Origin of the sequence: Alistipes sp. AF14-19 (assembly GCF_003461645.1) — a bacterium.
In the GTDB taxonomy this organism is placed as follows: Bacteria; Bacteroidota; Bacteroidia; order Bacteroidales; family Rikenellaceae; genus Alistipes; species Alistipes shahii.
Genome location: NZ_QTXM01000002.1, coordinates 181,956 through 195,519, shown reverse-complemented (window position 1 = coordinate 195,519; position 13,564 = coordinate 181,956). Strand labels below are relative to the sequence as shown.

Below are 13,564 nucleotides of genomic sequence, written 5' to 3'. Positions count from 1 at the left end.
ACGTGCCGCTTCCGCTATTTGTCCAGATCGACCAACTCGTACTGCCGGCTGCCGATGCCGATGGCCTCGGCGTGTTCGAGCGTGTGGATGCCGTGGCGCGACTCCATGCGTTCGATCAGATGGACCTTGCCCTCGTCGGGCGAGGCGTACACCAGGTCGACGCACGCCTGGTCCAGCGCCACGGGGTCCAGCGAGGCGAGGATGCCGATGTCGCCCATGCGGGGCGGTTCGGGATGCGCGTCGCAGTCGCAGTCCACCGAGAGGTTGTTCATAACGCTGATGTAGAGAATCCGTTCGCCGCAATGGGCGGCGATCGCTTTGGCCGCTTCGGCCATCGACTCCAGAAAATCGTCCTGCGCGGGCAGGCTGCTCCACAGTTTCTCGGTGTCCTCGGTCTTTCCGGCCGAGTGAATCCACGCTTTTCCGGCCGACGAGGCGATGCCGATGGAGATGTTCTTGATCGCGCCGCCGAATCCGCCCATCGCGTGCCCCTTGAAATGCGAAAGAACCACCACGAAATCGTACTCCGGGAAGTGAGAGCCTACGATGTCGTATTTGAGGTGCCTGCCGCCCTCGACGGGCAGGCGCACTTCGCCCTCGGCGTCCATGATGTCCACCGGAGCGATGGCCGTGAACCCGTGGTCGGCGGCGGCTTTCAGGTGGTCTTCGGTCTTGGCGCGTCCGCCGCCGTAGGCCGTGTTGCACTCGACGATCGTGCCCTTCACCGACTTCACCAGATCGCCGATCAGGGCCGGTTGCAGGAAATTGTTGCCTCCCGGCTCTCCGGTCGAGAGTTTCACGGCGACCTTCTTCCCTTCGGCCTTCCGGCCCAGGGCCTCGTAGACGGCTTTCATTCCCGCGGGCGAGATGTCGCGGGTCATGTAGACTTTGGCGGGAGCCGCCTCCGCCGCCTTTTTGTCGTTGCCCGACGCACAGCCGGAGCCTGCGGCCGCGAAATGCAAAACAAAGGAGATCATACAGATTTTTTTCATCATGGCTATTTGCGTATTACGTACTTTATAAAGAGGTATCCGCCGAACACCTGCAATAACATGCCGGGAATCCCGATCCGGAAGTCCTGCACGGCGGCCGTGAAGCTGCCCGTCAAGGCCCATTCCCCGGCCGATCCGACGATCTGGTAGAACAGCACGACGGCGGCGAGCAGCGCCACCGACACGCGGTTGAAACGCCGGGCCGCATACCCTGCCGTTCCGGCCAGCAGCGCCGATTTCACGAGGATCGCCGGCAGCGCCGTGACGGCGGGCATCCCGAACAGCGCGGCGTTCACGAGCGGCGAAGCGAGGGCTGTCAGCAGTCCCGTGCGCCAGCCGTATTTGTAGGCGCCGACGAGCGTGAAGAAGTAGATCGGCAGCATCGTGGGACCTCCCAGCTGCACGAGGTGGCACAACTGCGGCAGGACGATGTTGCCCGCCGCGAACAGGGCTGCCGCGAGGTATGTACGCGTCTCCCGGTAGCCGGTCGAATAGAGTGTTACAGACGGTGTTTTCATGGTTATTTCAATTAAAGGTTTAACTTCAGTCCGCCGAAGACCGTCGCCCGGGGCATCGGGTATCCGGCATTGATCTCATAACGTTCGGCCAGCAGGTTTTCGCCCCGGACGAAGATCGTCAGCAAACGGTTTACGCGCAGCGACGCGCGCAGGTTCCAGAGCACGAATCCCGCTTCCCGGACTTCCGGATCGGGAGCCGCCGCCGTGTAAAGCCCTGCGATGTACTGCACGCCCGTCGACACCGACCAGCGGCCCTTCCCGAAATCGCCTCCGGCGTAGAGTTTGTGTTCGGGGGACGCCGGCACGGGATACTCCATCCGGAGCCAGCTGTAATTGGCATTGACGCTCCATCCCCCGCCGATGCGCCATGCGGCGTCGGCCTCTGCGCCCCAGTTTTCGATCCGGGCCTGGTTGAGCAGGATGTTGCGGCCGTCTGCCCTGCCGCGCCGGATGATGTCCTCGCCCTCGATATAAAAGAGGTTGACGCCGTACGACACGCTTCCTCCGGCCAGCCGCTGGGTCCACGAAAGTTCGTAGTTCCACAGCCGTTCGGGCTTCAGATCGGGATTCTTCACCCCGAACATGTAGAGTTCGCGGAGCACTGGGTTGCGGAAGCCCTTGCTCACCATCGCCTTCAGCGCTCCGTCGCGTGCGGCCCGCAGCGAGATGCCCGCCTGCGGAACCCACTCCGTGCCGGTGCGGGTGTGGTGGTCGATACGCACCCCGGCGTCGACGGTGAGGCGTCCCAGCGACTGCCGGAAATCGGCGTATCCGGCGATTTCGTCCTCCGTCTGGTCCACGATCGGCTCCTCGCGGCCGTCTGCCGTGAACCGGTTCCACGCCCGGCCCCCGAAGCGCTGCCAGTCGATGCCCGCCGTCAGGCGGCTGCCGCGCCACAGTCCGGCGCTCTGATACCACGAGACGCCCAGCATCCGGTCCTTCGAGTTGAAACGGTAGTCGCGCGGCTCCTCGCCTGCGCCGTAGCCGTCATTGATCCGGTGACGGCCCCAGTTGTAGAAGAACTTCAACGCGCCCGAAGTCCGGTCGTACGAGTTTTCCAGTGAGACGGATGCCATGCCGCGCGTGATGCGGGAGTCGTTGTCGAAGACGGGCGCGGTGATTTCGCCCGGATTCGAGGCGTTGAAGTGTGTCAGGTTCACATCGGCGTAAGCGTTCCAGCGGCGGCTGATCTCGTAGCCGACCTTGGCATATCCGCCGTACTGCTCGAAACCCATGTCGGCGCGGTGGCCGTCCGTGCGGTTGTACGAGCCGGTCACGACGCTCGTGAAGCGGCCTTTGCGGATGCGGTTGGCTGCTTCGGTCTGCAAGGTGTTCCACGAGCCGTAGCCCACGTTCAGGTCGGTTTTCACGCCTTCCTCGCGCTGCCGGCGGGTGACGATGTTGATCACCCCGCCCATGGCGTTCGAGCCGTAGAGCACCGACGCCGGTCCGCGCACCACCTCGACCCGCTCGGCGAGCATCGACTGGTAGGCGTCGGCGATCGGATGGCCGAACAGCCCCATGTACTGCGGATGCCCGTCGATCAGCACGAGCATCTGGGCCGCCGACCCTCCGCCGATGCCGCGCAGGCTGATGCCTCCGGCCGCGCCGTCCGAGACGCCGTAACCCATCACGCCGCGTCCCGTGACGAACAGCCCCGGAACCTGTTCCGTGAGCAGCGGAAGCACCGATGCCTCCTGCCGGCGGACGATTTCGTCGCGGTCCACGACCGCCACCGACATCGGCAGGTGGCGGATGTCCGAGGCGTAGCGCGCCCCCGTCACCACCACCGAGTCGATCGCGACGTTCTTCGCCGCCTGCCCGGTCTCCTGCGCGGTCTCCTGTGCGCCGTATGCGGCGCCGGCAGCCGTGCAGGCCAGTAAAATCGAAAGAATCTTGTTCATTGTTCCGTATTTGATTTGTTTTTCGGTCTCCCCCGCCGCAGGCTTGCGGACGAAGGCTGTGGACGGTTCTTTCCGCCCTTCGCCGGAATCAGGGCGCGCCCTTGCCGGCCGTCAGAAACCCTTCGATCAGCGGCAGGCACTCCGCGGCGGTCCGCGCCCCGGCGCAGAGCCGCTCCACGGGACAGATGCCGTCTCCGGCGCGGTTGATGATGTGGGGCACGGCGACCGTGTAACTTACCGGAATCCCGGCTCCGTTCAGCAGTTCCAGCGCCGCGTGGCTCACCACGTCGGCGAAGAGTTCCCTCACACGGCCCGCGGCCATCAGCGCCGCAGCGCCCTTTCCGACCACCTTGTCGGCCACGAACGCGCCGTCGAGCAGTTCCGGCTCCTCGTGCAGCAGCCTCCAGAGGTCCCGGACGCCCCGTTCGCGGAATATCCGGATCGTGTCGCCGTTGCGCACGACGCACGAGCATCTCTCGGCGAAGAGCAGGTCTATGGCCTGCCGGTCCTTGTTTGCGTTGTCTGTTCCCATTTTTTCCCGAATTTGCGGTCAATAGCCGAATCGTTCCGCCGCGCGGCGCATCGACGCTACGATCTCCACGCCGAACGGGCAGCGCGTTTCGCATGCGCCGCACCCGATGCACTCCGATGCGTGGTGCGTGAGCGCGGCGTAATGTTCGCGCACGGTTTCCGGGATTTCGCCCTGCGCCACGGCGAGGTTGTGGAATTTATGGACCGTCGCGATGTCTATTCCCGCCGAACAGGGGGCGCAATGGCCGCAGTACATGCAATGCCCTTCCCAGGTAAACCGCTCCATGCCGGCCATTGCGGAGGCATAGTCCCTTTCGGCGGGCGATGCGCCGCACCAGTCGAGTGCGGCCCGGATTTCGTCCTGCGTTCTGCATCCGACCATCACGGAAGCCACGCCCGGCCGCGTCAGGGCGTATTCGATACACTGCACCGGCGTCATGGCCTTCCCGAACGGGGAATTCTCCGCATTCAGCAGGTCGCCGCCGCCGTAGACCTTCATGGCGTCGATGCCCACGCCCGTCCTTTCGCACAGTTCGTAGAGCCGTTCGCGGTCGGGGTCGATGTTGCGCAGCGCGCCGGCGTAACTCTCCTCGGCCCACAGGGCCTCGACGTCGTCGCCGGCCGGTTGCAGGTCGTAGCAGGGGTTTACCGAGAACATCAGCACGTCCACCAGTCCCGTTTCGACGGCCATCCGGGCCACCGCGGGATTGTGGCTGCTGATGCCGATATGGCGGATTCGCCCCTCCTCCCGGAGCCTTTGCGCGATTCGGATGATCTCCCCGCCGAAGACGCGGTGAAAATCCGCCTCGGCGTCGACGTAGTGGATCATGCCGATGTCGAGACAGTCCGTCCGCAGCTGTTGCAGCTGAAGGTCGAACGACGCGAGGGTTTTCTCCGGGTCGCGGGTGCGCAGGTACTGCCCGTTCTCCCAGGTCGTGCAGAGGTGTCCCTGAATGATGAAGTCCCCGCGGCGGCCTTCGAGCGCCGCGCCGATGTTCGTCCGCAGTTCGGGATTCGGCGAGTAGATGTCGATGAAGTTGACGCCGTGCCCGATGGCGAAGTCGAAATCGGCGCACACCTCTTCCGGCGTTTTGTGGATGAAGCCCTCGCAGCCGAGTGCGACGGCGCTCACGCGCAGGCCCGTTCTGCCCAAAATTCTGTATTCCATGATCGTCCTCGATTTTCCGTTTCGCCGGGTTCCGGATTCCGGAACCTTCCGTTCACGATGCAAAGATAGTCCGAAAACAGGATTCCCGAAGTAACCGGATTACGGATGTTTCTACCTGAATTACTGATTCGGCGCTCCGGAAACGAACCGCCCGCCGGTCTCTCGACGGCGGGCGGCTTTGTCTTGCGCGGATGCGTTTATCGGTATATCTCGTTCAGCAGGCGGGCCAGGCGGTGTCCGCCGCGCAGGAACTGCCGTTCGACGACGGGCGTGTACTTGAAGAGGTAGTCGTACGAAATATCGGTCCCTTCGGGGGTGAAGCCGTAAATCTCCTTGCAGATTTCGTGCGTCTCCTTCACCCAGTCGGCCGGCTCTCCGGCGGCGATCTGCGCAGCCTCTTCGTCCGTCAGCCGGTCGATCTGCTGCTGCCACTCGCTGTAACTCCATTTGTGGACCGCCTCGGGAATGTTCGTATCCCAGACCGAATGCAGGTTCGTGTCGCGTCCGAAGAAACGCACGGGCCGCTTGTTGCCGCCCAGGTCGCTCAACCGTCCGAGGTGCATCGGGCAGTGCATGTCCCCGACCAGGTGAATCAGCATCTTGAGCGAGAGCGTCTCCTCCTCGGGTGTGAGGCGTCCCGACTTGAGTTTCTCCGTGAGTCGGGTCACCGCCGTCAGCACGTCGCCCCCGGGATTCCGGGACATGCTCTCCAGCGTCTCGCCTTCGTCGATATTGAGGTAGTGCCAGGTTTTCGAATAGGCGTATTCGGGCCAGTAGCTGGCGAAGTCGAGCCAGTTGGCGATATACACGGGCGAGTAGCCGTCGAGCGCCTTGCGGACCTTCTCTGCCGCTTCGGGCGTCAGACGGCATTCGGCGATATACGCCGTCACGTCGTGCCCCTTCTGTCCCCATGCGAACGCCCCGCGGGCGAAAAGAAGACATAAACTCGTCAGAATCAGCCTTTTCATCTGTACCCGGTGTTTGCGCTCCGTGCGGTTAGTGGTTCATCGTGGCGAGGAACTCCTCGTTGGTGTCGGTGAGTCCCATCTGTTTCTGGAGGAACTCCATGGCTTCGACGGGCGTCATGTCCGAGAGGTACTTGCGCAGCACCCACGTGCGGTTCATCACGTCGCGCGGCAGCAGCAGGTCTTCGCGGCGGGTTCCCGAGGCGATCACGTCCACGGCCGGGTATACGCGCTTGTTGGCCAGCTTGCGGTCCAGCTGCAACTCCATGTTGCCCGTACCCTTGAACTCCTCGAAGATCACTTCGTCCATCTTCGAACCGGTGTCGATCAGCGCCGTGGCGATGATCGTCAGCGAACCTTTCTCCTCCGTGTTGCGGGCTGCGCCGAAGAAACGCTTGGGCTTGTGCAGGGCGTTGGCGTCGACACCTCCCGAAAGCACCTTGCCCGAGGCGGGTTGCACGGAGTTGTAGGCGCGGGCCAGACGGGTGATCGAGTCGAGGAAGATCACCACGTCGTGGCCGCTCTCGACCATGCGTTTGGCCTTGTCGAGCACCATTTCGGCCACTTTCACGTGGCGCGAAGCCTGCTCGTCGAAAGTCGAGGCCACGACCTCGGCCTTCGAGTTGCGGGCCATTTCGGTCACCTCCTCGGGGCGTTCGTCGATCAGCAGTACGATGATGTACACCTCGGGATGGTTGTCGGCGATGGCGTTGATGATCGACTGCATGAGCACCGTCTTACCCGTCTTGGGCTGGGCCACGATCAGTGCGCGCTGGCCCTTGCCGATGGGGGAAAAGAGGTCCACGATGCGCGTGGACATGTTGTTGTGGCCGTTGCCCGTGAGGCAGAATTTCTCGCTGGGGAACAGCGGCGTCATAAATTCGAACTGCACGCGGTCGCGGATGTACTCCGGGGCCAGACCGTTGATTTCGTTCACGCGCACCAGCGGGAAGTATTTCTCACCCTCCTTCGGGGGGCGGATCGCGCCGTTCACCGTGTCGCCGGGCTTCAGTCCGAAGAGTTTGATCTGCGAGGGCGAAACGTAGATGTCGTCGGGGGAATTGAGGTAGTTGTAGTCGGCCGAGCGGAGGAATCCGTAGCCGTCGGGCATGATCTCCAGCACGCCTTCGCCTTCGATCTCCCCTGCGAAGTCGTCCTTGGTGATGACCTCCTCTTCGATGTATCGGGGAGCCTGTTCCGTGTGGGTCTCCTGCGCGGCGGCAGGGACCGCCGTTTCCTGCACCGCCTGCACCTCCGGCGCCGCCTGCGCTTTGGGCTTGCGGCCCCGGCGTTTGGGTTCGGCCTTCGCCGGCTCTGCCGCGGGCGTTTCGGCCTGCGGAGGAGCCGCTGCGGCTTCCGGTTCGGCAGCCGTCGCCGGCTTCGTCTCCATCGGGAGTTCCGGCTCTGCCGCGGCCTCCGGCTGCGGGGCTGCGTTTTCGTTCTTCGCCAGTCGCGGACGGCGTCCGCGCGGGGCCTTGGCCTTCGGCGCGGCGGTCTGCGGGGCTGCTTCCTGCGCCGGCTTTGCGGCGGTTTCCGAAACCTCCCCTTTCGCTCCGGCCTCATTTTCCGCAGGAGCCTCCTCCGGGGTGTCCGTCCCGGCTATTTTCTCTATCAGTTCGCGCTTTTTAATCATAACGTTCTTGATACCCAATGCTTTGGCTATCTCACGCAACTCGGCAAGGCTTTTCCCTTCCAGCGCTTTCAGATCTTGCATAGTTTATTTCCGTTGAATGTGATTTTCAGAAACAGGACGGTCGTCCTGTTCGTTGGAATTCGCATGCAAAGATAGTGCATTATTTCGAATTACAAAATAAAAAAGCGCCTTTACTTCCCTGAACGGCAGGGTGAAGAGCATTGTCCGGGGCCGAAATACCTACTAATGGCGATTGCGGGTCCCGGAATTTTGCGCGACCTTTGTCCCGAAAACAATGAAACGGGGATTTTCGGCCATTGCATTGTTTGTATTGTTAATGTTTGTGTGTGAAAAACCCTTCCGCGCCGCGGAAGGGTTTTTTGTGTCAGTTTGCGGTCCGGTATTCGTTGGGCGAACACCCCACCACCTTCTTGAACAGACGCGTGAAGTGCTGCGGGTAGCGGAATCCCAGCGAGTAGGCGATTTCGCTGATCGAGCGTCCGGGGTCGAAGATGCGTTCCTTGGCGATGTCGATCACCTTGAGCTGGATGTACTCCTGGGCCGATTTCCCGGTCTCCTTCTTCACCAGGTCGCCGAAATAGTTCGCCGACAGGTGCAGCTGCTCGGCGCACCAGCGCACCGACGGCACGCCGTCCCGCTCGGGGCGGTCTCCTGCGAAATAGTCGCCCAGCAGACGCTCGAATCCGGCCAGCACGTCGCGGTTGACGTTGTTGCGCGTGATGAACTGCCGTTCGTAAAACCGTGTGCTGTAATTCAACAGCAGCTCGATGTTCGAGACGATCAGCGTGCGGCTGTGTTTGTCGATCGCATGTTTCAGCTCCGATTGGATGTTTTGCAGGCAGTCCATCATGACCTGGCGCTCCTGCTCCGAAAGGTGCAGGGCCTCGTTCACCTCGTAGGAGAAGAACGTGTAGCCCGCGATGTTGCGCCCGAGCGAGGTGCCGCGCAGCAGGTCGGGATGGAACAGCAGCGCCCGGCCTTTGGGCGGAACCTGCGGCTTATCCTTCACCTCCACCTCGACCACCTGTCCCGGAGCCATGAATACGAGCGTTCCCTCCTGATAGTCGTAGTAGTTACGTCCGTAGCGCAAATCGCCGCACTTCACGTCCTTGAGGAAAACGGCGTAAAATCCGAAGCAGTGGCGGTAATGGCCGGGAGGAATGGGTTCCGCCTTCGAAAAGTCGATGACGCTCACCAGCGGATGCAGCGTCTCCACGCCGCGCGATTCGTTGTACTGGAAGATGTTGTCGTATTTGACCACCGTGCCCATATGCTGAAATAGTTTTGTTTGTCGCAAAATTAGCGGAATTTTCGATACCTGCTCCGCCTTCCGCCCCGAATCGGTAATTATGGTACGACGAACCGTAATCGGGGTATGCCCGGCGCCCGGCATTCGCCCTACTTTTGCGGTGTGAAACCGTGTAAATGGATCGAACGATGAAAAAGAGACTTATTTTGGCGACGATTGCGGCATTCGCCGTTTCGGGAGCCGGGGCGCAGCAGCCCTCCGGAAAAGTGCTGGTGGCCTATTTCTCCCACAGCGGCAACACCCGTGAGGTGGCGCGGCAGATCAGCGAGGCCACGGGCGGAGATCTGTTCGAGATCGTTCCCGCGACGCCCTACCCCACGGAATACCGGGCCGTGGTCGACCAGGGCAAAAAGGAGATCGAAGCCGGGGTGCGCCCCGCGCTGAAAAACCCCGTCGGCGACCTTTCGCAGTACGACGTGATTTTCGTCGGCTCGCCCTGCTGGTGGGCGACCATAGCGCCTCCCGTGGCGACGTTCCTCACCTCCTGCGACTTGGCGGGCAAGACCGTCGTGCCGTTTATGACCCACGAGGGCAGCGGCATGAGACACAGCGAGGCCGACATCCGCAGACTCTGCCCGCGGTCGACCGTCCCCGACGGACTCGCCGTTCGCGGCAGTGCGGTGCGCAACTCGAAGGATGAGGTCGGCAGGTGGGTCCGCATCCGCTTGAAAAACGGATTTTAGAAAGCGGCCGGTTGCTTCAGCGCGCCTTCCTTCCGTTTCGCGCCCGGATAACCCGAACGATTCGGGTTTCCGGGCGTCTTTATCCGCAGAAATAGACGCAGCCGTAGATCAGTCCGGCCGCCAGGGCGCCCAGCAGCGGTCCCGCCACGGGAACCCAGCTGTAATCCCATCCGCTGCCTCCTTTGCCCCGGATCGGCAGGAGGGCGTGCGCCAGCCGCGGCGGCAGGTCGCGCGCGGGGTTGATCGCGTAGCCCGTCGTGCCGCCCAGCGACATGCCGATGGCCATGATGAGCATCGTCACCGGAAGGCTTCCCAGACTTCCCATCCCGATTTCGGGGGTGTTCTGCTCGTTGCCGATGGCCAGGATCACGAACACCAGCAGGAACGTGCCGACCACCTCGCAGAAGAGGTTGCGCGGTTTGTCCATGATGGCGGGCATCGTGCAGAAGACGCCCAGCTTCGCCGCGGGGTCGTCCGTCGCGTCGAAATGGTCCTTATAATAAAGGTAGACCACGACGGCGCCGCAGAATCCGCCCAGCAGCTGCGCGGCGACGTATCCCGGGACGTACGCCCACGGGAACGACCCCGCCACGGCCAGTCCCACCGAGACCGCAGGATTGAGGTGCGCGCCCGAATAAGGCCCTGCGATCAGCACGCCGCACATCACGGCCAGTCCCCAGGCGATCGTAATCACGATCCAGCCGCCGTCGAAACCTTTCGATCGTTTGAGGACGGTCGATGCGACCACCCCGTCGCCCAGCAGTACGAGCACCAGCGTTCCGATGAACTCGAACAGGCATTTGGTGAACAAGCTAATTTCCATATCCGCTTTCGTTTTAGTCGTTTTTCTCGCGCAAAACCCGCCGCACGGCGTCTTCCCAGCCGGCGACGGCATTTGCGATCTGCGTGCGGTCGGCCGCGGGTTCGAAAATATGCTCCGCCTGCCACTGCTTCCTGATCTCCCCGACGCTTTCCCAATACCCCACGGCCAGCCCCGCCAGGTAGGCGGCGCCCAGCGCCGTGGTCTCCGTCACGCGGGGACGGATGACCTTCGTCGCGAGCAGGTCGGCCTGGAACTGCATCAGCAGGTCGTTGCGCGCCGCCCCGCCGTCGACCTTCAGTTCCACCAGCGAGACTCCGGCGTCGCGCTGCATCGCGCCCACGATGTCCAGCGTCTGGTAGGCGATGCCCTCCAGCGCCGCGCGGGCTATGTGCGCAGCCGTCGTTCCGCGGCTGATGCCGCTGATCGCGCCCCGGGCGTACTGGTCCCAGTGCGGGGCCGCCAGTCCCGTCAGCGCGGGCACGAAGTAGACGCCTCCGGTGTCGGGAACCGACGCCGCCAGCGCCTCCACCTCCGACGAGGAGCGGATGATCCCCAGCCCGTCGCGCAGCCACTGCACCACCGATCCGCCGACGAAGATGCTCCCTTCGAGGGCGTAGTTGACCTTGTCGCCGATCTTCCAGGCGATGGTCGTCAGCAGGTTGTTTTTCGAGGCGATGGGCTTTTCGCCGCTGTTCATCAGCAGGAAGCAGCCCGTGCCGTAGGTGTTTTTCACCGATCCCGGCTCGACGCACATCTGTCCGAACAGGGCCGCCTGCTGGTCGCCGGCGATACCCGCGATGGGGACTTTGTGGGCGAAGATCGTGGTTTTCGTCGCTCCGTAAACCTCGCTCGACGAGCGCACCTCGGGCATCATCGACGCCGGAATGTCGAACAGCTTCAGCAACTCCTCGTCCCATTGCAGCGTGCGGATGTTGAACAGCATCGTGCGTGAGGCGTTGCTCGGGTCGGTCACGTGCACTTCGCCGCGCGTCAGCCGCCAGATCAGCCATGTGTCGACCGTTCCGAACATCAGCTTACCCTTCTCGGCCCGCTCCCGCGCGCCCGGCACGTTGTCCAGAATCCATTTGATCTTCGTGGCGCTGAAATAGGCGTCGATGATCAGGCCCGTCTTTTCGCGGATCCACTCGGTTTTTCCTTCGGCCTTCAGCGAGTCGCAGTACTCCGAGGTCCGGCGGTCCTGCCACACGATGGCGTTGTAGACCGGTTCCTCCGTTTCGCGGTCCCACACGATCGTCGTCTCGCGCTGGTTGGTGATGCCTATTCCGGCTATGTTCAGCCCGTTGATGTCGATGGCCGCGATGGCTTCGGCGATCACCGACGCCTGCGACGACCAGATTTCGTGCGGATTGTGCTCCACCCATCCCGGTTTGGGGAAATACTGGGTGAACTCCCGCTGGGCCATCGAGCAAATCTGCCCCTTGCGGTCGAAAACGATCGCGCGGGAACTGCTCGTTCCCTGATCCAATGACAAAATGTACTGCTCCATATTTTTTCGGTTTAATCGTTGCGCCGGAATCCGGCCGGGCGGTCCCCGGGCCGTCCGATTACAAATCTATGAAAAAATTCCGGGATTCGAAACGAAACCGGCGGGTTTTTTATCGAAACTTTTCGGGAGGCTGTTTTCGGGAATATTCCGCCTGACGGGTCCGCCGACCCGCTGCCCCGATCCATCGGTCCGTTCCCCGGCCTGCTCCGCTCCTTCGGGAAAGACGTTCGCCGGGTCCCGGTTGGAGAAGCCTGCCACTCCCCTCTGCCGTACCGAACAAGGGGTTGCCTCCGGAAAGGCAACCCCTTGCAGGCATATTGATATTTCGCCAATTACAGCACCGTCACATTTTCCGCCGGGGTGTACATATCGGGCAGGTCGCTGCAAAAGAAAGAGTTCTCCTGATTGTACATCTTCACGAAATCACGCTCCGAAGGGTGCCCGGGGAACACCGAGAAATAGTGCGTCCCGCTCTCCATCGGGTCGTACTTGTTGCGCCACGTCACCACCATGCTCACACGGCGTCCCGTCAGCGGAGCATGGATGTTCGTGGTCCAGTAGTCGGTCGCCGTGAAGCCTTCGACGCCCGTCTCGGTTACGCCGCACGGCTTGAGTTTGGCCAGCGAAACCTTCGAAATGGCTTTCAGATTCGTCACGAAAACCGCATTGTTGATACCCTGATAGCAGTCCATGCCTACGAAATCGACCCATTCGTCGCCCGGCCAGCGGAAGTAGAAGTCATCGACGGTCTTCGCGCTGTCCATCTGCGGGGAGATGGCGTAGATGAAATTATGCACGCCCTTCGTGTCGCGCAGATACTTCACCGTGAATTTCCACAGGTTGACGAACTCTTCGGTCGTCGTGCACGACGCGCCCCACCAGGACCAGGTCTGCGTATGTTCGTGGAACGGGCGGAAAATCACGGGAATCAGCTTGCCGTCGCTGCCCCGCAGGTTGTGTGCGATGTCGGCCAGGCGGTCGAGCCACTCCTTGAAAGTCCTATTCGTGGCGCTGCCCTCCGTCAGAATCTCTGCGGCCACCCGATTGCTGGAGTTGTCCCACGAATCGCCGCCGGTAAGCGGATTGTTGATGTGAATGCACGATGTGAGCACCATGCCGCGGTCGTAAGCCTCCCGGCAGCAGCGCAGCCGCAGCGCCTGGGCATCCGGGTCCGAAGCGTGGCGATCGTCGATATGCTCCGCAAAATCGAAACTGTATACGGCGGGATAGTCGCCGCAGACGGCCTTCGTGTCGGAACCGCCTTCGGTGCCGTACCACGTGCGGCCGTACATCAGGTCATCGTGGTGACCGAACATGAACCCCTTGCTCTGGATGGCCCAGAGGTTCGAATAGAGCGCTTTGGTCTCTTCGGTGGCATTCGGGTCCGACAGCGTGAGGGTCACGGGATCGCTCTCCCGCTCCTTTTTCGGCCCTTCGCTGTCATCGCTGCACGCCACGCCGGAAAGCAGCAGCGCCAATAACACAAACGGAATTCTTTTCATGGTTTCAG

Annotated in this window: 12 protein-coding genes; 1 reads left to right on the top strand and 11 read right to left on the bottom strand. The window is 62.3% G+C overall.

The window, feature by feature from the left end; translation table 11 throughout:
* Window positions 1–14: 14 nt before the first annotated feature.
* The 8 genes from DWW03_RS03045 to DWW03_RS03010 all read right to left on the bottom strand — a co-directional run bounded on the left by DWW03_RS03045 (window position 15) and on the right by DWW03_RS03010 (window position 9,002).
* Window positions 15–992 (bottom strand): DUF362 domain-containing protein, encoded by a 978-nt coding sequence (locus DWW03_RS03045; protein WP_050794803.1) that lies wholly within the window; start codon window positions 990–992, stop codon window positions 15–17.
* Between the two features lie 5 nt (window positions 993–997).
* Window positions 998–1,510 (bottom strand): hypothetical protein, encoded by a 513-nt coding sequence (locus DWW03_RS03040; protein ID WP_022061025.1) that lies wholly within the window; start codon window positions 1,508–1,510, stop codon window positions 998–1,000.
* An 11-nt stretch (window positions 1,511–1,521) separates the two neighbouring features.
* Entirely contained in the window at window positions 1,522–3,414 is a 1,893-nt protein-coding gene (locus DWW03_RS03035) for a TonB-dependent receptor (protein WP_118406281.1), read from the bottom strand.
* A gap of 88 nt (window positions 3,415–3,502) precedes the next feature.
* Window positions 3,503–3,946, bottom strand: a complete 444-nt coding sequence (locus tag DWW03_RS03030; protein WP_022061574.1) for a DUF1893 domain-containing protein — start codon at window positions 3,944–3,946, stop codon at window positions 3,503–3,505.
* Between the two features lie 18 nt (window positions 3,947–3,964).
* Entirely contained in the window at window positions 3,965–5,113 is a 1,149-nt protein-coding gene (locus DWW03_RS03025) for an aldo/keto reductase (RefSeq protein ID WP_022061573.1), read from the bottom strand.
* Window positions 5,114–5,310: 197 nt separating this feature from the next.
* Window positions 5,311–6,081 carry a S1/P1 nuclease gene (locus tag DWW03_RS03020; protein WP_015546140.1) on the bottom strand — a complete coding sequence of 257 codons (771 nt, stop codon included), beginning with the start codon at window positions 6,079–6,081 and terminating at the stop codon, window positions 5,311–5,313.
* Window positions 6,082–6,109: 28 nt separating this feature from the next.
* Entirely contained in the window at window positions 6,110–7,792 is a 1,683-nt protein-coding gene (gene rho, locus DWW03_RS03015) for a transcription termination factor Rho (RefSeq protein ID WP_118406280.1), read from the bottom strand.
* A 304-nt stretch (window positions 7,793–8,096) separates the two neighbouring features.
* Window positions 8,097–9,002, bottom strand: coding sequence for a helix-turn-helix domain-containing protein (locus DWW03_RS03010; RefSeq protein ID WP_022061513.1), 906 nt, complete (start codon window positions 9,000–9,002; stop codon window positions 8,097–8,099).
* A gap of 167 nt (window positions 9,003–9,169) precedes the next feature.
* On the opposite strand from DWW03_RS03010, the gene DWW03_RS03005 reads away from it, so the two are divergent.
* Window positions 9,170–9,724: a flavodoxin gene (locus DWW03_RS03005; RefSeq protein WP_022061514.1), complete on the top strand. Its 555-nt coding sequence runs from the start codon at window positions 9,170–9,172 to the stop codon at window positions 9,722–9,724.
* A gap of 79 nt (window positions 9,725–9,803) precedes the next feature.
* Here DWW03_RS03005 and DWW03_RS03000 read toward each other — a convergent pair whose 3' ends face one another.
* The 3 genes from DWW03_RS03000 to DWW03_RS02985 all read right to left on the bottom strand — a co-directional run bounded on the left by DWW03_RS03000 (window position 9,804) and on the right by DWW03_RS02985 (window position 13,556).
* The gene (locus tag DWW03_RS03000) at window positions 9,804–10,547 is read right to left on the bottom strand and encodes an MIP/aquaporin family protein (protein ID WP_022061515.1); all 744 of its coding nucleotides are present in this window, start codon (window positions 10,545–10,547) and stop codon (window positions 9,804–9,806) included.
* A 13-nt stretch (window positions 10,548–10,560) separates the two neighbouring features.
* Complete coding sequence (glpK, locus tag DWW03_RS02995) at window positions 10,561–12,054, bottom strand: glycerol kinase GlpK (RefSeq protein WP_022061516.1); 1,494 nt, start codon at window positions 12,052–12,054, stop codon at window positions 10,561–10,563.
* A gap of 332 nt (window positions 12,055–12,386) precedes the next feature.
* Window positions 12,387–13,556: a glycoside hydrolase family 26 protein gene (locus DWW03_RS02985; RefSeq protein ID WP_118406278.1), complete on the bottom strand. Its 1,170-nt coding sequence runs from the start codon at window positions 13,554–13,556 to the stop codon at window positions 12,387–12,389.
* Window positions 13,557–13,564 lie beyond the last annotated feature (8 nt).